This is a genomic window from Nocardia brasiliensis IFM 10847 (assembly GCF_000710915.1).
Lineage (GTDB): Bacteria > Actinomycetota > Actinomycetes > Mycobacteriales > Mycobacteriaceae > Nocardia > Nocardia brasiliensis_A.
Map to the genome: position 1 here is coordinate 23,252 of NZ_BAUA01000174.1, position 17,819 is coordinate 41,070.

16 protein-coding genes are annotated in these 17,819 nt (G+C 66.8%); 9 read left to right on the forward strand and 7 right to left on the reverse strand.

Going from position 1 to position 17,819, the window contains the following annotated elements; all coding sequences use genetic code 11:
• Position 1 precedes the first annotated feature (1 nt).
• From NBRGI_RS33500 to NBRGI_RS33520, 5 genes are read left to right on the forward strand one after another with little or no spacing between them, the layout of a single operon-like run.
• Positions 2-1,387 (forward strand): extracellular solute-binding protein, encoded by a 1,386-nt coding sequence (locus NBRGI_RS33500; RefSeq protein WP_235211180.1) that lies wholly within the window; start codon positions 2-4, stop codon positions 1,385-1,387.
• Positions 1,380-2,273, forward strand: coding sequence for a carbohydrate ABC transporter permease (locus NBRGI_RS33505; protein WP_029901186.1), 894 nt, complete (start codon positions 1,380-1,382; stop codon positions 2,271-2,273). Before NBRGI_RS33500 ends, NBRGI_RS33505 begins: the two co-directional genes overlap by 8 nt.
• Complete coding sequence (locus tag NBRGI_RS33510; protein WP_029901187.1) at positions 2,270-3,094, forward strand: carbohydrate ABC transporter permease; 825 nt, start codon at positions 2,270-2,272, stop codon at positions 3,092-3,094. The genes NBRGI_RS33505 and NBRGI_RS33510 overlap by 4 nt, the downstream gene beginning before the upstream one ends.
• The gene (locus tag NBRGI_RS33515) at positions 3,094-4,104 is read left to right on the forward strand and encodes an ABC transporter ATP-binding protein (protein WP_029901188.1); all 1,011 of its coding nucleotides are present in this window, start codon (positions 3,094-3,096) and stop codon (positions 4,102-4,104) included. Before NBRGI_RS33510 ends, NBRGI_RS33515 begins: the two co-directional genes overlap by 1 nt.
• A 52-nt stretch (positions 4,105-4,156) precedes the next feature.
• Positions 4,157-5,779: a hypothetical protein gene (locus NBRGI_RS33520; RefSeq protein ID WP_148311046.1), complete on the forward strand. Its 1,623-nt coding sequence runs from the start codon at positions 4,157-4,159 to the stop codon at positions 5,777-5,779.
• 39 nt (positions 5,780-5,818) lie between these two features.
• Here NBRGI_RS33520 and NBRGI_RS33525 read toward each other — a convergent pair whose 3' ends face one another.
• The 4 genes from NBRGI_RS33525 to NBRGI_RS33540 are packed head-to-tail and all read right to left on the reverse strand — an operon-like array spanning position 5,819 to position 11,281.
• Entirely contained in the window at positions 5,819-7,219 is a 1,401-nt protein-coding gene (locus NBRGI_RS33525) for a cytochrome P450 (protein WP_081878339.1), read from the reverse strand.
• Positions 7,213-8,295: an alpha-hydroxy acid oxidase gene (locus tag NBRGI_RS33530; protein WP_029901191.1), complete on the reverse strand. Its 1,083-nt coding sequence runs from the start codon at positions 8,293-8,295 to the stop codon at positions 7,213-7,215. The genes NBRGI_RS33525 and NBRGI_RS33530 overlap by 7 nt, the downstream gene beginning before the upstream one ends.
• Positions 8,292-9,860 carry an NAD(P)-binding domain-containing protein gene (locus NBRGI_RS33535; protein ID WP_029901192.1) on the reverse strand — a complete coding sequence of 523 codons (1,569 nt, stop codon included), beginning with the start codon at positions 9,858-9,860 and terminating at the stop codon, positions 8,292-8,294. Before NBRGI_RS33535 ends, NBRGI_RS33530 begins: the two co-directional genes overlap by 4 nt.
• 23 nt (positions 9,861-9,883) lie before the next feature.
• On the reverse strand, positions 9,884-11,281 hold the full coding sequence (locus NBRGI_RS33540; protein WP_029901193.1) for a class I adenylate-forming enzyme family protein: 1,398 nt from the start codon (positions 11,279-11,281) through the stop codon (positions 9,884-9,886).
• A 141-nt stretch (positions 11,282-11,422) separates the two neighbouring features.
• Here NBRGI_RS33540 and NBRGI_RS33545 point away from each other — a divergent pair, with 141 nt between their 5' ends.
• A complete protein-coding gene (locus NBRGI_RS33545; RefSeq protein WP_029901194.1) occupies positions 11,423-11,974 on the forward strand; it encodes a dihydrofolate reductase family protein in 552 nt (183 codons plus the stop codon).
• Between the two features lie 25 nt (positions 11,975-11,999).
• Here the strand turns inward: NBRGI_RS33545 and NBRGI_RS33550 are convergent, their stop codons facing one another.
• Positions 12,000-12,482: an RrF2 family transcriptional regulator gene (locus NBRGI_RS33550; protein ID WP_029901195.1), complete on the reverse strand. Its 483-nt coding sequence runs from the start codon at positions 12,480-12,482 to the stop codon at positions 12,000-12,002.
• Positions 12,483-12,570: 88 nt separating this feature from the next.
• Here NBRGI_RS33550 and NBRGI_RS33555 point away from each other — a divergent pair, with 88 nt between their 5' ends.
• The 3 genes from NBRGI_RS33555 (at position 12,571) to NBRGI_RS33565 (ending at position 15,261) form a co-directional block, all read left to right on the forward strand.
• Entirely contained in the window at positions 12,571-13,761 is a 1,191-nt protein-coding gene (locus NBRGI_RS33555) for an MFS transporter (protein WP_029901196.1), read from the forward strand.
• 3 nt (positions 13,762-13,764) lie between these two features.
• Positions 13,765-14,358, forward strand: a complete 594-nt coding sequence (locus tag NBRGI_RS33560; protein WP_029901197.1) for a nitroreductase family protein — start codon at positions 13,765-13,767, stop codon at positions 14,356-14,358.
• A gap of 117 nt (positions 14,359-14,475) precedes the next feature.
• Positions 14,476-15,261, forward strand: coding sequence for a hypothetical protein (locus NBRGI_RS33565; RefSeq protein ID WP_148311047.1), 786 nt, complete (start codon positions 14,476-14,478; stop codon positions 15,259-15,261).
• A gap of 17 nt (positions 15,262-15,278) precedes the next feature.
• Here NBRGI_RS33565 and NBRGI_RS33570 read toward each other — a convergent pair whose 3' ends face one another.
• Together NBRGI_RS33570 and NBRGI_RS33575 are read right to left on the reverse strand one after the other, a co-directional pair.
• Positions 15,279-15,809 (reverse strand): hypothetical protein, encoded by a 531-nt coding sequence (locus NBRGI_RS33570; protein WP_029901199.1) that lies wholly within the window; start codon positions 15,807-15,809, stop codon positions 15,279-15,281.
• 232 nt (positions 15,810-16,041) lie between these two features.
• The gene (locus tag NBRGI_RS33575; protein WP_029901200.1) at positions 16,042-17,799 is read right to left on the reverse strand and encodes a GAF domain-containing sensor histidine kinase; all 1,758 of its coding nucleotides are present in this window, start codon (positions 17,797-17,799) and stop codon (positions 16,042-16,044) included.
• Positions 17,800-17,819 lie beyond the last annotated feature (20 nt).

Genomic DNA, 17,819 nt, shown 5'->3' on the forward strand with positions numbered 1-17,819 from the left:
GATGGGATCGAAAATGCGGGTGCTCGCGGTGGCGGTGAGCGTCGGTGTGTCCTTGACGGGGGTGACGGCCTGCGGGTCGGACGGCGACGGCGAGTCGCTGACGATCACCGCGAACGCGATCAATTCCGCGGGCGGGAAGAACGCCGCCGAAGCGAAGTGGATCGAAGACTGGGTCATCCCGGAATTCGTGGCACAGCAGCGAGCCAAGGGCGTCACCGTGCGGGTGAAGTTCCAGGCGACGGGGGTGCCCGACGAGGACTACAAGAGCCGGATCGCCAAGGATCTGAAGACCGGCACCGGCGCGGATGTCGTTTCGCTGGACGGGATCTGGGTCGGTGAGTTCGCCGAGGGCGAGCAGATCGCGCCGCTGGACGAACTGGTCGGCGCCGACAAGGTCAAGGCGTGGGACGGCTGGCGGCAGATGCCGGAATCGGTGCAGCGGTTGCTGTCCTACAACGGTGCGCAGTACGGCATCCCGCAGGAGACCGACGGGCGGGTGCTGTTCTTCAACCGGAAGCTGTTCGAGCAGGCGGGTTTACCGGCGGACTGGCAGCCGACCGGTTGGGACGACGTGCTCGCGGCGGGCCGCAAGCTGAAGACGGTGCCCGGTGTGCTTCCGGTGCAACTCGACGCGGGCACGAGTTTCGGCGAGGCGACGACAACGCAGGGGGTGCTGCCGCTGCTGGCCGGCACGGGTAGCGAGTTGTACGAGGACGGCAAGTGGGTGGGTAACACCGCGAAATTCCGTCGGGTGCTGGAGTTCTACCGCACGCTGTACGGCGAGAAACTGGGCGACGCGCAATTGCAGCAGGACGCCAAGGGCCGGGAGAAGAGTTTCGAGAAGTTCGCCGAGGGGCAGGTCGGAATCCTGTTGGAGAGCGACTATTTCTGGCGTGGAGTGCTGAACCCGGCTGGGGGCAGCGCCCCGATGGCCGACCGTGACACCGCGGTCGGCTGGGCCCGGATTCCGGCGACCACGCCGGGTACCGGGGTGCGTGGGCAGGACTTCGTGAGCATGTCCGGTGGCGGTGGCCGGGTGCTCAATCCGAAGAGCAAGAACATCGAACTGGCCTGGGAGCTGCTGCAATTCATGAACTCGCCGGCGGCGTTCGCGCAACTGCTGGCCGCCGGCGGCCCGCGGATCACCGCGCGCCAGGACGTGAATGCCGATGTGCTGAGCGGTGATCCGTTGCTTACCTTCGTATCGCGACAGGTCTTGCCGACCACGTCGCTGCGCCCCGCCTTACCGGAATACGCCCGGGTGTCGAAGGCGATCCAGCAGGCGACGCTGGACGTGATCACCGGAACGAGCCCTGCCGACGCCGCCGCCGAGTACGGCGCCGCGGTGGCCGAGGTGGTGGGCAAGGACAAGGTGGCCGGTGACTGACCGGGCCGCAACCGATTCCGATGTGGCGGGACTGGGACGCTGGAAGGCGAGCGCGTTCGTCACACCGGCGCTGCTGCTGATCGCGGCGTTCCTGGTGTTCCCGGCGCTGTGGCTGCTGTGGATCGGGCTCACCGACCTCACCGTGTCCGGGCGCACCTCCGTACACGTTTCGGTGGTGGGACTGGACAACTACGGCAAGGCGCTGACCGATCCGCTGTTCGGCAACAGCGTCTGGATCACCCTGCTTTTCGTGTTCGGCTCGGCGATCATCGGGCAGAACTTCCTCGGCTTCACCTTGGCCTGGTCGCTGCGCGACGTGCCACGCTGGCTGCGTGCGGTGGTGGAAAGCCTGGTACTGCTGGCCTGGATCCTGCCCGCCAGTGTGGTTGCGGTGCTGTGGATCGCGATGCTGGACCGCGACGAAGGAACGGTGAACCGGCTGCTGGACAGTCCGGGTTACGCCTGGATGATCGAGCACCCGCTGGTCGTCATCATCGTGTTCAACATCTGGCGCGGCACGGCGTTTTCCATGCTGCTCTATTCGGCCGCGCTGTCCACGGTGCCGCCATCGCAACTGGAGACTGCGCGCCTGGCGGGAGCATCCGGCCCACAGGTGTTGCGGGACGCGGTATTTCCGCATGTGCGCGGGCATGTCCTGACCAACACCCTGCTGATCAGCCTGTGGACGTTCAACGATTTCACGCCGTACCTGCTGACCCGTGGCGAACCGAACCATCGCAGCGAAACCCTGCCGATCTTCCTGTACCGGCAGGGCATCGATGACGGCGCACTGGGTTACGGCGCCGCCGCCTCGGTGCTGATGCTGCTGATCAATCTGGTGCTCGCACTGTTCTATCTACGACTGTTGCGGCGGAGGCCGGCATGAACCCCGGGCAGGTCGTCGCCAGGATCGGGTTCTACACCTTTGTCGCGGTCGTCACCGGCTGCTTCGCGCTGCCGATGCTGTGGCTGGCGTCCGCCCCATTCGACGCGACGCCCGGCTACGCCCCTCGAATCCCGGAAAAACCTACCCTGGAACACTTTTCGGCACTGTTCGACAACGATCTGACGATGGGATCGCTGTGGAACTCGATGCTGCTGTCCGCGGCGTGCATGGTGCTCGTCGTGGCCGCCGCGGCGCTGGCGGCCTATGCACTGTCGCGCGTGCGGATTCCGGGCCGGGACGCGCTGCTGTACCTGCTGCTACTGCTGTCCAGCGTGGTGACGGGCACGGCGGCGATGGTGCCGATCTTCCTGATGATCTGGAAGGTGGGGCTGCTGGACCGGCAACTCGGCGTGGTGCTGGTGTTGTCCGGCGGCCTGCTGCCCGCGGCGATTTTCATCCTGAAGGACTTCATGGACTCGGTGCCCCGGTCCTACGAGGAATCGGCGCGGGTGTTCGGCGCGGGCCCGCTGCGGATACTGCGCGACATCGTGGTTCCGGTGGCGCGGCCCGGCCTGGCCACGATCGCGGTGTGGACCGTCGTGAATGTGTGGGGCAGCTACCTGGTGCCGTTCCTGCTGCTGCGCGATCAGGACAAGCAGCCTGCCGCCGTGGTGGTGCGCACCTTCTACGACGAGGGCGGCGCGGCGCAGCTCGGGCCGATTTCGGCCTTCTCGCTGTTGTATTCGATTCCGGTTGTGCTGATGTATTTGTTCGTCAACCGGCGCTACGGCTTTCGGCTGCACGGAGGGATCAAGGCTTGATGGCGCAGATCGAACTGGTGGAGCTGACCAAGGAATTCGCCGGTGGCGTGCAAGCACTCGACGGTTTGTCTTGCACGATCGAGGACGGCGAGTTCTTCGCGCTGCTCGGCCCTTCCGGATGCGGCAAGACCACCTTGCTGCGCACCATCGCCGGACTGGAAAGCCCGACCAGCGGCCAGATCCGGATCGGCGACCGGGATGTCACCCGGCTCGCACCCGGGCGCCGGGATGTGGCCATGGTGTTCCAGGACTACGCGCTGTTCCCGCACATGTCGGTGGCGGACAACATCGCCTACCCGTTGAAGGTGCGCGGCGCCGACCGGCGCAGCCGGGTCGCGAAGGCGACCGAGACCGCGGAGCAGCTGTCCCTGCAAGGGTTGCTGGCGCGGCGGCCCGCCGAACTGTCCGGCGGGCAGCAGCAGCGGGTCGCGTTGGCTCGCGCGATGGCCTGTCATCCGAAGGCGTTCCTGTTCGACGAACCGCTGTCCAACCTGGACGCTCGGCTGCGGCTGGAAGCGCGGACCTTCCTCAAGAAACTGCAACGTGAGCTCGGCGTGACCACAGTGTTCGTCACCCACGATCAGGCCGAGGCGCTGGCACTGGCCGATCGGATCGCGGTGCTCGCGGCCGGGCGGATCCGGCAGCTGGGCACGGCCCGCGAGGTATTCCGCAGGCCCGCCGACACTTTCGTGGCCAACTTCATCGGGTCCACGCCGATGAACCTGATTCCGGGTGAGTCGGTCGGGTTGGCCGATTCGGTCATCTGGGGCGCGCGGCCCGAGTACCTCGAGTTCTCCGGCACCGCGGTGGCGGGGGCACTGCACGGTCAGGTGTCGACGGTCGAGCACCTCGGTGCGACCGCACTGGTCACCGTGACCGGGGACGGGTACACCGTGGGCGTGACGGTGCCGGAGGCGGCGGAGCCGGAGCCGGGTACCGAAGGCTGGGTCGTTCCGCAGGCCGATCGGGTGCTGCTGTACGACGCGGAATCAGGCCTACTGCTGCCCTGACGCCGAAATTCCGTGGGGTGTCCGGCGCTTGGGCCGCTAGTCTCGAGACATTATGACAACGCAAGCCCCGGTGGGTGCCGAACCGCCCATCGATGATCGGTACGACGAATTCCTGGACGGGGTGCGGCGGACGTTCGCAGCGAAAACCGCCGAGAACGCCGCGCTGTTCACGGTCGACACCGGTGATCTGTTCGACGTGTTCCTCGACGCGCTCACCCCGGAACTCGCCACGGCGAACAACTGCGGCACCTGCCGGGCGTTCCTGCGCCGATACGGCGGATTGGTCTGCGTCGATTCGGACGGAACCGCGAAATCCGTGCTGTGGTCGACGCACGATATTCCGCCGAGCTATGCCCGCGCCGTGGCCGCGCTCGCCGATGCGGTCGAGCGCAGGCCGATCACATCGCTGTTCCGGTCCAGCGCGGCGAATTGGGGCTGTGCCGAGCGCGGTTCGTGGACTCATCTCGCGCTCACACCCGCTGAGCACCTGCTGCATCGGCCGACGGCGCTCGCCTCGACCGGTCAGTATGTCGCGGCGAAGAACGCCGACCGGGAAACACTCGGACGCGCCCTCGTCGAGTTCCCGGCTCCGATCGTGAAAAAGGCAGTGGCACTGCTGCGCACCGAACAGCTCTACCGCTCGGACGCGATACTCGGTGCCGGTCAATGGCTTTCGACAGTGCACAAGCAACTCGGCGCGGTCCGGGGGCACGGCGCGGCCGCGCAACGGCAGCGCGACAATCTGGTCTGGCTCGCCGCCGCGACCGCACCGGCGGGGTTCTGCCACGTCAGGAGCGGCATGACCGGCACGCTGCTCAGCGATCTCGCGGCGGATCTGCCGTACGAGAGCGTCCAGCGGCGGTTCGCGGAAAAGATGAACCCGCTGCAGTACCGCAGGCCCACCGCGGCCCCGACGGCGGCGATGATCGCGCGCGCCGAAAAGGTCATCGGCGAACTCGAAGCCGCCGGATCGCTGGCTCGTCGTTTCGCGAAACTCGCCGATGTGCGCCCGATTTGGGCGCGGACGGCGCAGACCCATCGTTCCGGTGGGGTTTTCGGGCATCTCGTACCCGCTGAGAAGCGCAGGGGCGGAGCCGATCTCGACGTCGGCCCGGTGGTGCTCACCTGGACGAAGTTCGCGCGCACCGTGCTGCCGGACGCGGATCGGATCGAGTACGAAGTGCCCGGTTCGGCAACCAGTTACGGTGCGATGGTGACCGCGGCGGACCCGGCCGCGCCGCCGATCGTGCAGTGGGATTCGCCCGACCGTCGCAACCCGGTGACCTGGTACGTCTACGTGAACGGTTCCCCACCGAAGCAGTGGGGACTGCGCCCCGGTGAGCACCGTGACGTGACCGCCGTGGTCGCGCACCCCGCCACCTGGTACGTCGAGGACGACCGTACGGCGCGCGAACAATCCGTGCTGTTCGCCCTCGCGGGCGCCACCGATACCGGCTACACCAACGGCGCAGGATTCTTCCCGGAGTTCCTCAAGAGCGAATTGCACGAAATTCGGCAGACTTTGGCGGCGCACGCGCAACAGGCCGTGGTGGCCGGCAAGAACGACGCCGAGGTCTGCGGACTGCTGATGTCGAAAGGCGGCAGCCTCGGGCATACCTTCCGGGTTACCAGCGCCGGAATCCGCACGCGCTACACCATCGATCGCTGGGACTGAGTCGACGCGACGTGCCGGTCCGGTGTGGCGATCGCTCGTTCAGTCGGTGACGTGTCCGCTGCGGACCGGGCAGGCCCGCGCCTCCTGCGCGTCGAGATCGGCGAAGTACCGGGCGCAGGGGCGTAGGCGGCGGGCGTCGAGCACCATCCAGGTGCCGAGCACGAGCTGGGTGAGGCCGCGCCAGACGTCCTCGAACCGATCACGCGCCCGCAGCCCGGTCAGCATGGTGCGCAACACGATCGGTGACGGCGGCCGGTCGGCGGCCAGCAGCAGGCACGGGGCACGGTGCGGGATGGAGCGGGTGTGCGAGACCGACGAGTGCAGGCGGTAGCCGTCCAGCACCGTGCGCGCGACCGCGCGCATCGCGATCGGTGACAGCCGCCAGGCCGGGCACGGGCGATTGGCGGCGACGCCGAACGGGATGTGGTGGGTGTCCTTGGCGCGGTGCGTGATCCACCGATCGGGGTCGAAGCGGTCGGGGTCGAGGTGACCGGTGCGCTCGAACTGCTGATAGTTGAAGCACAGCACCGTGCCCGCGGGGATCGTGTTCCCGTCGCCCACCGCGATATCGCCGGTGGTGATCCGGTGCGCGATGCCGAAAAGCGGAAACTGACGCAAGGTTTCGTCCAGCACGTGCTCCAGGTACGAGCTGGCGGGTTCGGCCAGGATGCGGCGCTGCACGCCCTGGTGCCGGGCGATGGCGAGCAGCAGATGCGCCATGCCCTCCGACATCTGGACGACGGCGGTGTTGAAGAACGCGCCCTGCAGGTAACAGGCGTGCTCGCGCGGGCTGAACAGGGCGGGCAGTCGATGCGGCACCTCGCCCGCCTCTATCCGGACGAGCAGGTAGCGGGTGAGGCGGTCGCGCCTGCGCATATGCCGCAGCCCGGTGCATTTCAGCGACGTCACCACATCGTCGGCATTGCCGACGATGAGATCCCGGGCCGCCCGCGGGCACGGCTCACGAAAGACCAACTCGTAGAAGAACTCCGCCCAGATCGGCATCATCAGGTCGCGCAGCCGCACCAGTGTCACCGGGCCGGTGGGTAGCTCGGCGAGTATCCGGCGGGCGCAGCGTGCGGCGAGCTGCTCGATCTCGGCGGTCGGCAGGGAGAGCACGGCCCTGGTGGTGCGTGCCGCTTCGGCGTAGCGGGGGCCGTCCTCCAAATGTTCCTGATGTACTTCGGGCCCCGGTGCCAGCCAATACCAGAACAGATCCGAGAGAGCCGCTCCTCTGCTGCGACCGTTGGCCGCCGGATGCTCGTACAGGCGCTGGAACAACTCCGGGCCGCCGCGCTCGCCGGGTAGCGTGATCTCGTTGCCGCCGTTGACTTTCGCGAAGATCCAGACCCGTAGGGCCACCACCGCCTGGGGCAGCCAACGGGATACTGCCCAGAGTGCGCCGGTCGTCGCGAGTAGCAGCCTCGTTCGCCTCAGCACCGCGCCGCCGCCCCTCGGATCGTCACCAGGTCGGTGTCCAGTTCGGACAGCGCCGCCACGCCGCAGAGGGTCAACGTCTGCTCGACCTCCGTGCGCAGGGTGTCCAGCACTTCCGCGACGCCCTTGTCGCCGCCGACGGTCAAGCCCCACAGCACCGGTCGCCCGAGGCCCACTGCCCGCGCGCCCAGTGCGAGCGCCAGCACGACATCCGAGCCGCGGCGCACGCCTCCGTCCAGAAAGATCGGGATCCGATCGGCCACACCGGCCGCGATCGCGGGCAGGGCGTCCAACGTCGCGGGTGCGGCATCGAGTTGGCGTCCACCGTGATTGGACACCAGGATCGCGTCGGCGCCGAATTCGATCGCCAGCCGCGCGTCTTCGGGGTGCATGATCCCTTTGAGCACCAACGGAAGTGCCGTCACCTCGCGCAGCCACTCCAGGTGGTCCCAGGTGAAGGTGGGCGACATCGCGATACGCCGGAGCCCGTTTCCGGTCGTGCCGGGCAGGCCGCGCATGTTCTCGGCACAGAGCCCGGCGGGCAGATCGTGAAAGCCGTTGCGATCGTCTCTGGTGCGCCGCCCCAGGGCGGGGGAGTCGACCGTCACCACCAGTGCTGTACAGCCGGCGCGCTCCGCTCGTCGCACGAGTTCGGTGGTCACCTCCGGCTCGGGCTGCAGGTACAGCTGGAACCACACCCGTGCGTCCCGGTAGATCTCGCGGGCCGCGGCAGTGATCTCGCCGATGGCCACGGTCGCGGCCATGCTGGCGATCAGCACGAGTCCGGCCGCGGCGACCGCCCTGGCGGTCGCGCGTTCCCCCTCTGGGTGGGCCAGGCGATGAAACGCGGTGGGCGAGACGAACACCGGCATCGTGCTCGGATCGCCGAGTAGGGTCGTCGTGATGGACCGGCCGCTGGTATCTCGCAACACCCGCGGCAGCAGCGCGAGGCGGCGGAAGGCCTGCTCGTTGTCGGCCAGCGCGATCTCCTCGCCCGCCCCGCCGGCGAAGAAGTCGTAGTGCGCGGGCTCGAGCAGCTCCCTCGCCCGCTGCTCGAGCGCGGCCGGTGGGCAGGTCACCGGGTGGGCTCCGGGGCGGGCAGCGCGGTCGCCAAGAAGTCGAGCAGCGGCTTGCGGTGCACCGTTTCGTGCGTCCACTCGTTTTCGAGGTTCTCCGTGATGTGATGCTCGGCGATCCAGCACCCGTCGCGGTACTGCCGGAGGACCGGGTGCAGATACCGGCCGTCGAGGGCGTGTTCGGCGTCGGACTGGGCGATGCGCCGCGCGTTGATGTCGAACGGGTCGAAGCGGTCGTGATCCTTGCCGTACTCGAGGGTGATCACCAAGTAGGTCTCCACCTGGCCGAAGTCTCCTGCCGCGATGGCGGTTCCGAGGTAGTCGACCGGTAGTTCCGTCCAGTACCGCGCCTGCGCGTCGGGCCCGACCGTGACCAGATCGCCGAGGAAGCCGAACATCTGCCACAGCGCCGAGGTCCGGTTCACCCGCTCGAGGATCGCCTCGCCGATGTCGGCCGCGGCCGTGCCGAGTTCGCGGTGCGGCCAGACCCGCTGATGGTGTCGCTGTTCCAGAATTCGGTGCAATGCCCTTGTCCCATAACGGAACCCGTGGATGAAGCCGCTGGTGGACTGCTTGAAATCACGCTCCTGCGTGATCGTGCCCGCGAAGTACAGCCCCGGCACCGTGGTCGACTCCCACGCCGGGGTCTGGGCCGGGAAGCGATCGTTGATCGCCAATTCCGGCCTGCACTCCGGGGCGAAGATCGAAGCGTCGAAACGGAATCCGGTCGCCACGATCACCCGGTCGTAGCGGATGCCCTTGGTGACCTCGTCGGCCCGGGAGAAGCTCACCGTCACCAGATACGACCCGTCCGACTGCCGCGCGATATCGACCACGTTGCCGTCCAGGATCGCGTTCTGCGACTTGAGCTGATAGGTATCGAGGAAGTTGTTGTTGACCGCGCGCAGATGGCCGACGAAGTGGGTCTGCCAGGCCAGCCGCACCGAATGCGGTCCGGCGACATGGATCAGCGCGGTGGTCTCGGCGAGGTTGTCGGCGGTCTCGAAGGCCGAGTTGCCTTTTCCGATGATCAGCACCCGCTGATCGGTGAAATCCGCCGGGTCGACCGATACTTCGCTGTACAGTTCGGCCGTCTCGATACCAGGGATATCGGGTACATAGGGTTTCGAGACGCCGGTGGCCACGATCAGCCGGTGGGCGCGCAGCACCTCGCCGTGCTGATCGACGACCTCGAACAGATCCGGTCGGCTGATCCGTTCCACCCGGGTGTCGTAGCGGATCGACAAGCCTTGTCGCACAGCGTAATCACGGAGATAGCGGACCATATCGTCGGCGTCCGGAAAGAAGCGTCGCGAGTAGTCCTTGAACAGCGGGCCCGGCAGCAGCGAATTCCAGTCCATGCGCAGATTCAGCTCCGGATCGTCCCAGCCCGTGTGCACCTTGTTGATCGAGATGAGCCGGCGGTGCCGGGGATACCTGGTGAAGAACGTGCCCGCGGCGGGCCCGCCCTCAACGATCAGATAGTCGCGGCCCGCCTGCTGTAGGTGGTGACCCATTTGGAGACCCGCCGGTCCCGCGCCGATGATCAGGTAGTCGAGTTCGGACAACGTCTCCTCCAAAATGTCTGGCGTTACCGTGGATACAGCTCCAGCAAGGCCTTCTTGTCCGGCTTCCCGCTCGCCGCCGTCGGGGCTTGCGGCACCACCGTGTAGGACTGCGGCACACTCGATTCCCCGAGTTCGGCGCGCACCAGGGCCGACAGTGCGATCGAGTCCGGCGTACGGCCCGGACGCGGTACCACGAAGGCGTGCACCGCTTCACCGCGGCGCTCGTCCGGCGCGCCGACGACGTAGGCCTGGTCGATATCCGGGTGCCCGGCCAGCAGTCGTTCGATCGGACCCGCGTACACCGGCAGCGCGTCCACGATGATCACGTCGCGTGCCCGGCCGGTCAGGTAGAGGTAGCCGTCCGCGAGATAACCCAGGTCTCGGGTGCGTACCCAGCCGTCTACGAGGACATCGGCGGTTTCTGCCGGGTCACCGAGGTACTCGGACATCATGTACTCGTTGCGGACATAGATTTCGCCGTCCCGGATGTCCACCGCGACGCCGGGTAGCGGGCGACCGACCGAAGCGAGTACGCCGCTGTCGATTTCGGCGGGCGTCAATGCGGTCAAGCCACCGGTCTCGGTCTGCCCGTAGGCCTGATGCACCACCGGACCGAGCATCCGCACCGCGTCCGCGAGCCGATGCGGGGCCAGCGGCGAGCCCGCCACCACCATGGCGCGCAGGCTGCTCGTGTCCGTCGGGGTGGCGCGCAGTGCGTCCAGCATCTGGTAGAGGCGGGGCACGTTCATGATCGTGGCGGTGATCCGCAGGCGCTCGATGACCTCTGGAAAAAGTTCTGTGCCAACAGGTTCCGGGATAACCGCGGTGCCGCCGGCCAGCAGGCACAGCGCGAGATAGTCCTGTACCACCGCACTGGCCAGTGTACCGAACAGCAGGTAGCGCTCGGCGCAGGCGGCGAGTGCGGCCGTCTCCGGGCTCCACGTCGGCTTGCCCCACGACCAATGCGCGGACATCGCCCGATAGGTCTGCGCGCACCCCTTCGGCAGGCCGGTGGTGCCGCTGGTATACGCGACACGGGCGATGTCACCCGAACGCGCCTCGACCGTCACCGGCTGCGCCGGGCCCGCCAGCAGCGCGCGCACCTGCTCGTCATCCAAGACCGCGTCCACCCCGTTGCTCAGCACATGCTGCAGCTGCCGCGCACTGAGCCCCGGCCGCACCCCGACGACGCGGCAGCCGAGGGTATAGGCCGCCAGATACGCGGCCAGCGATTCGGCGCTGACATCCACCCGCATCGCCACGCCGCGACCAGGACCGAGCCCCCGTTCCCGCAGCCCGCCCGCGACGGTGCCCATCATCGTGAGCAACTGCCCCCTGGTGACGGTGCGCGCACCGTGCTCGACCACGACTTTTCCCGGCTCCACCTGCAACGCCCGCACGATCGACCCGGGAAAGCTCACCCGACCATGATAAGAACTGCACGGTCGGAATAGTTTGATATTCAACAAGTTTGGCCACTTCGACAAGGGATCTGACCGTCAGCGCATACTTTGTTTTGTCCTGTCCGATGAGTTTCGTGCGTCCGGGAGGTCTGTTCAGTCATGCGAAAACTGATCTATTCGTTCACCGTCTCCCTGGACGGTTTCGTCAACGACCGGGACGGCAAAATCGACTGGTCGGAGCCCGACGACGAACTGCACCAGTTCCACAACGACCGGTATCGCGAGATCGAGATCTCGCTGCACGGCCGTCGCCTGTACGAGTTGATGGCCGAATACTGGCCGCACGTTCCCGCGGATGCGTCGCCCATCGAGCGCGAGTTCGGCCGGCTCTGGACGGACAAGCCGAAGGTGGTCTTCTCCAGGACGCTCACCGAGGTCCAGTGGAACAGCAGGTTGGTGCGGGAGAACGCGGTCGAGGAAGTCCGCAAGTTGAAGGCCGAGGGCGACGGGGTGATGGAGGTCGGCGGGGCGGAGCTCGGCGCCGCGCTGATCCCGCACGGCCTCGTCGACGAGTACTGGCTGTTCGTCGCCCCGGTGGTCCTCGGTGGCGGTACCCCGCTGTTCCCCTTGCTGGACAAGCGAATCCAGCTCCGCCTGGCCGAGACGAAGCATTTCGACAAGGTGGTGCTGCAGCGCTACGTGCTCGACTGACTCGACCACGCAGCACCGAACCGCCTCAGCTCCGAGTGTCGCGCAGCCAGCCCCGCACATCGGCCAGCGCGGTACCGCCGCTGTCGTCATCGATGCCCGCGGCCAAGTCGGCGACCGAGACCCCGGCGAGCGCGCGCGACCACGCCTGCTGCGCGGCGGCCATGGTGCGGGCGATCGCGCACGGACGCACACACTGTCCGGCGGGAATGCCCAGTGGTCCACGCTGCCGGATCTCCGCGCAGCGGTAGGCCGGTTCGGTTCCGTCGATCGCCTGCGTGATGTCGAGCACGCTGATCTGCGCGGCCGGTCGGGTGAGGGTGTACCCGCCGACCTGACCGGCCGTGGACCGGACGATGCCCGCTCGGGACAAAGCCTGTAGGTGCTTGGCCGTGTACGCCGGTGGGGTGCCGTGCAATTCGGCCAGCCGAGCCGCCGGTACCGGCTCCTGGCTCTGGCTGAGCGTGACACAGCTGTGCAGGGCCCACTCCACACCGTTCGACATCTTCACGACCCCATCCTACCGATCTCGGACACGATATATCCGAGATGTGATAGAACTCGGATAGAAAATGTCCGAGATAAACCTGGGGTACCTCATGACAGGGATTGCATCCCGCACCGCACTGGGCGCCGCCGCGATCGCGTTGTTCGCCGCCGCCGCGAACCTGCGCCCGGCCATCGCGGCCGTCTCACCACTGGTGGACCGCATCCAGACCGACCTGGATCTGTCCGCGACCGGCGTGGCCTTGCTGACCACCGTTCCCACGCTGGCGATGGGCGTGTGCGCACCGCTGGGCGCATATGTGGGACGCCGCTTCGGATTGCAGCGCGGAGTGCTGCTCGGGCTCGCGATCATCGCGATCGCCACGGCAGCCCGCTCGGCCGGCGCATCCACCTGGCTGCAATTGAGCAGTGCGGCGATCGTGGGGGCCGGTATCGCGATCGCGCAGACCCTGTTGCCTGCCGTGGTCAAGACGCGTTTCGCCGATCGGGCCACGCTGGTGACGGGCATCTACACCGCCGGTCTCGGGCTCGGCGGAGCGGTGGCGGCCGGTGTCAGCGCGCCGTTGGCCGACCTGCTGGGCTCCTGGCCGGCAGCGCTGGCCTCGTGGGCGATTCTCGCGGTCGCGGGGATGGTGCTGTGGTCCGGTGCGAAAGGCGCGCTGGGGCTGGAAGGCGTTGCCGCCCTTGCGGGTCCGGCGACTCGGAGTCTGCCGTGGCGCAGCGGTCCGGCCTGGCGGATCACCATACTGTCGGCGGTCAATTCGGCGCTGTACTACTGCGAATTGGCTTGGGTCGCACCGCTGCTGCACAACAGTGGGGGCTACAGCGCGTCCGCGTCCGGCGTCATGCTGACGGTCATGATCGCCATCCAGGTCGTCGCGATGCCTGCCGTGCCGATGCTGCTCGGCGAGCGTCAGGACAAGCGTGGCGGCCTCGCGGTCACCATGATCGTCACTGCCGCAGGCTTTCTGGGCCTGGCCCTCGCGCCGGACACGGCGACGTGGGTGTGGATCGTCGCCCTCGGCGTCGGGCACGGCGGCCTTTTCACGCTCGTGCTGACCATGCCGGTGCTGGTGGGCCGCGATCCCGGTGAAGCCGGACGGATCAGTGCGCTGGCGTTCTTCGTCGGCTACGGCAGTGCCGCGGCGGCTCCCGTGCTGGTAGGCGTACTACGGGACAGCACAGGCGATTTCCGGCTCGCATTCGTCCTGCTCGCCCTGCTGGGCGTGCTCGCCCTGCTGCCCATTTTCCAATTGCGACCCGCCCTGAATCGAAAGGCATGAACGATGGAATTCACCGAAGTACTGCGCGGCCGCCGGATGGTGCGCCACTACCGACCTGATCCGGTGCCTGCGGAGACGCTGCGGCAAGTCGTGCGGGTTGTCCGCCGGGCTCCCAGCGCCGGCTTCAGCCAGGGCCATCGGCTCGTGGTGATCACCGATCCGCCACTGCGCCGGCAATTGGCGGCGGTCGCCGAACCCTGGTATCTCGAACACGGTCATCAACCGTGGATTTCGCAAGCTCCGGTGCACATCGCCCTCGGGATACGAGAAGCGTCCTATCACGAGCGCTACACCGAACCCGACAAGCTCGCCGACAACACCGAAATCCCTTGGCCCGTACCGTTCTGGTGGTTCGACGCCGGCGCGCTGTTCACCCTGCTGCAACTCGCCGCGATCGACGCGGGACTCACCACCGGCTTCTACAGCCCCGCCCCGCCCGAACAACTCGACGCCCTCGCGAAGATCGCCCAGTTCCCCGACGACGTGGCACTCGCCGGCATCCTCACCCTCGGCTATCCCGCCGCCCCGGACGCCGCCCCCGACCGCCGCCTCGCCGACCGCCGCAAACCGCTCGAAGAATTGGTTGTCTGGCGGTGAGCAGAAGCCGCCTGCGCGCGGGCGTACGTGATGGCCGCGCAGGCCCTGGTTACATTCGGCTGAGATCGCCATGAACCTGTCCTGGCTGCCATTGTCATCTGACTTCATGATCGCGTCATGCCTGGTGATCATGTGCCTCTGCCTGACCTCGATCGTCTCGGCGGCCTGCGGTGGGTCGAGCGCACCCGAGGTGTGCTGACCTGGCGTGAGCAACGCCAGTTCCTCGGCGCGGCTACCAAGATGATGGCAACCGCTCTGTCGGGTCGAATGCGGCTCGCGATTCGGGGAGCGTCCAACGACGCAAGCACGCTGGAAACTGTCGACTTTCGACCGCCGGACAGTAAATTCGCTCGTGAGGTCATGAAAGCGTGCGCCGAGCAGAGTCCGACGGTATCCGCGCACTCGTACCGAACCTGGATATTCGGCAGCGCTCTGAGCGCGATCGACGCTACGCCCATGGATTCCGAACTGTTCTTCGGGGCGGCGCTGCTGCACGATCACGGAATCGAGCAACCGGTCCCAGGGGAGGATTTCACGTTGCGAAGCGCCGCCCGTGCGCGTTCCTGTGCGCACGTCGTGGGGCTGCCGGAGCGGTCAGCCGTTGCATTGGCCGATGCGATCACGGCGCATTTCATGCCGGATCTGACGAGTGATCGCGACGGAGCGCTGGCGACCTACGTCAGCCAGGGGGCGATGCTCGATCTCGCGGGTTTGCGTGCCGAGAAACTGACTCGGGACTTCCGGGCGAAGGTCGCCCGCGCTTACCCGCGAGACCGATCGGTTGCGAACGAGATCGCCCTGATTCGCAAAGAGAGCCGGCTCAATCCACGTAGTCGGATGGGTCTCGCTTACCGTCTAGGAATGACTACGGCACTGCGTCTGTCCCCGATGCGACGTGATTGATCGGTTCGGGGCGGCGATCAGTTCTGACCCCAGTGTGTCGCTTCGGTCATGTACGCGTACACGGAGGCGGCGCGGTGGCACAGCGAGAAGGCGTTGGATTGGATATCGGAGTACGCGTTCCGGCAATTGACCAGAAGTTCTTGGTAGAACGCCGCGTTACACGGGCCGTAGCCGGTCTCGCGCCACCCTTCGGCTCGCCGCGCGTCGACCACGTCGTAGCACATGTCGTGCCGTGCGCACGGGCCCTCGAAGTTCGCGCTGCCGAACTGATCGAACGACGAGGTGCAGAAGTCATGTCGGGCAACCGGTTCCAGGGTCGGGTTGTAGACATAGTCGGCCGGCACATCGATGTAGGGCAATGCGGGGTCCGGGTCGCGCTTGTCTCGGCTCGGCTCCGGCTCGGACGACCAGAGCGTGCCCAGCCGGGCGTCCAGCGGATATTGCGGGGTAGGTGTCGCGTTCGCGGTGGACATAGCCGACGTGATCAGCACTGCCGCGAACCCGGTGATGCCGAGAATGCGTCTGATCCTGGAAGCGTTTTTGCTCATCGATACCCCTCTGTCGGTGTAGGGCGCGGAATGCGCAATCGCATCGCTTGCTGCGATGCGGATTCACCTTCACCTGCGTCGCGATATTCGACAAGCGGGCGGATTCGACAATGCCGAACCGACTCGAAATGAGCGGTCCACGAAAAATTGCGGCATCGGAGCGGCAGTTTCGGTCCAGGGGCGAAAGGCCTTTATTTATGGGAAATTTCCTCGGCCGAAGCCGGGAAATGTCCTATCGCACCGTGCGGGTCGGCGGCGGCAAAGGCGCGGCCCACCGCAGGGTCGTGCCCCCTTCGGCTCGCCGCTCCAGTCGGCAACTGCCCCCGTGCTTTTCGGCCCGCGCCGCGAGGTTCGCCAGCCCACTGCGATGCGTGATCTCGGCGGGTAGACCGATTCCGTCGTCGGTGACCTCGACGGTGATATCGTCGCGCACGCCGAGTTCCACCGAAATCGTCGTGGCCGACGCGTGCCGTACCGCATTGCTGATCGCCTCGCGCAGCACGGCTTCGACATCATCGGACAACGGCGGTGTGAGGACGGTGACAGGTCCGGCCAAATGCACTCTCGTCCGTATCCCGGTGTCCTTGGTCATATCCGAGACGATGCTGTGCAGCCGTTTTCGATAGGTGGACGAATCAGCGGCCGTATTGGTCTGCAGGTCGAAGATCGAGTGCCGGATATCGTGCACGATCGTCTGGATATCGTCGACGCTTTCCGCGAGGCGTGTCTGGGTATCCGCCGAATCGGTGCGCCGGATCGTGTTCTGCAGCGAGAGTCCGACGGCGAACAGGCGTTGGATGACTTGATCGTGCAGGTCGCGGGCGATCCGATCGCGGTCGGACAAGATGTCGAGTTCCCGCATGCGCCGTTGCGTATCCGCAAGCTGCAGCGCGAGCGCTGCTTGATCGGCGATGGCCGCCATCATCGACCGGGCGGCGGTGTCCAATTGCGGTGCGCCGCCGGGTCGTATCGTCGCCAGTACGCCGACGACCGCGTGGCCGGCGTGCAGCGGAAGAATGAGTGCCGGGCCGAGTTTCGTCCCGTCGCCGAGCGTCGTCTCACCACTCAGGGTGTCGACGGCGACCGCCAGGCCTTCGCGAAAGGACCGGCCGAGCGCCGTCGCCTGCACGGGTTCGCGTCGGCCGATCAGCCGCTGGGCGCAGCTGCCCGCCGCGGCGACCACGACGAGCTCGGTCTCCTCCGCGACTGTGCTCGAGTCGCCCGCCAAAGCCAAGAGGGTGCACGCCGATTCGGTGAGCGCGAGCGTGCGTTCGGTGACCAGTGTCAGCACTTCGTGATTCGCGCCGCCCGAGAGGAGTTCGGTGGCCACGTCACGCGTGGCTTCCAGCCACTGCTGTCGTATCCGAGTTTCTTCGTAAAGCCGCGAGTTCGCGATGGCGATGCCGGCCGCGGCGGCCAGCGCCTGTACGACGACTTCATCGTCTTCGGTGAACTCACCGCCACCCACTTTCTCGGTGAGATACAGGTTTCCGAATACTTCGTTGCGCACCTGGATCGGTACGCCGAGGAAGGACCGCATCGGCGGATGATTCGCGGGGAAACCGACCGAGGCGGGATGTTCGGAAAGATCGGCGAGCCGGATCGGTCTCGGTTGTTTGATCAGCAGTCCGAGTACGCCATGCCCATGCGGCAGATCACCGATCATGACGCGGGTGCGATCGTCTATGCCTTCGTAGACGAATTCGGTGAGCCTGGCGGCGGGCTGATCGGATTCGAGCACGCCGAGCGCGCCGTAACGGGCGTCCATCAACTCCAGGGCCGCGTGCACGATCGAACGGAGCGTGTCATCGATATCGAGTCCCGAGGTGACGATCAGCATCGCTTCGATGAGCCGATCCATCCGATCTCGCGTATCGACGATCTGCGCGATGCGCTCTTGCACCTCTTCGAGCAGTTCGTGTAGTCGGAGCTGGGACAGCGTCTCGGTGACCGGAGGCAACCCGCTCGTCGCCGGCTCGGTGAACCGCATCGGCACGGTCTGGCTCCTTC

Bases quoted from the DNA above. Each gene is read 5' to 3' on its own strand.
- NBRGI_RS33500 (WP_235211180.1), top strand. From the start codon at position 2: ATGGGATCGAAAATGCGGGTGCTCGCGGTGGCGGTGAGCGTCGGTGTG.
- NBRGI_RS33510 (WP_029901187.1), top strand. From the start codon at position 2,270: ATGAACCCCGGGCAGGTCGTCGCCAGGATCGGGTTCTACACCTTTGTC.
- NBRGI_RS33515 (WP_029901188.1), top strand. From the start codon at position 3,094: ATGGCGCAGATCGAACTGGTGGAGCTGACCAAGGAATTCGCCGGTGGC.
- NBRGI_RS33520 (WP_148311046.1), top strand. From the start codon at position 4,157: ATGACAACGCAAGCCCCGGTGGGTGCCGAACCGCCCATCGATGATCGG.
- NBRGI_RS33545 (WP_029901194.1), top strand. From the start codon at position 11,423: ATGCGAAAACTGATCTATTCGTTCACCGTCTCCCTGGACGGTTTCGTC.
- NBRGI_RS33555 (WP_029901196.1), top strand. From the start codon at position 12,571: ATGACAGGGATTGCATCCCGCACCGCACTGGGCGCCGCCGCGATCGCG.
- NBRGI_RS33560 (WP_029901197.1), top strand. From the start codon at position 13,765: ATGGAATTCACCGAAGTACTGCGCGGCCGCCGGATGGTGCGCCACTAC.
- NBRGI_RS33565 (WP_148311047.1), top strand. From the start codon at position 14,476: ATGCCTGGTGATCATGTGCCTCTGCCTGACCTCGATCGTCTCGGCGGC.
- NBRGI_RS33570 (WP_029901199.1), bottom strand. From the start codon at position 15,809: ATGAGCAAAAACGCTTCCAGGATCAGACGCATTCTCGGCATCACCGGG.
- NBRGI_RS33575 (WP_029901200.1), bottom strand. From the start codon at position 17,799: ATGCGGTTCACCGAGCCGGCGACGAGCGGGTTGCCTCCGGTCACCGAG.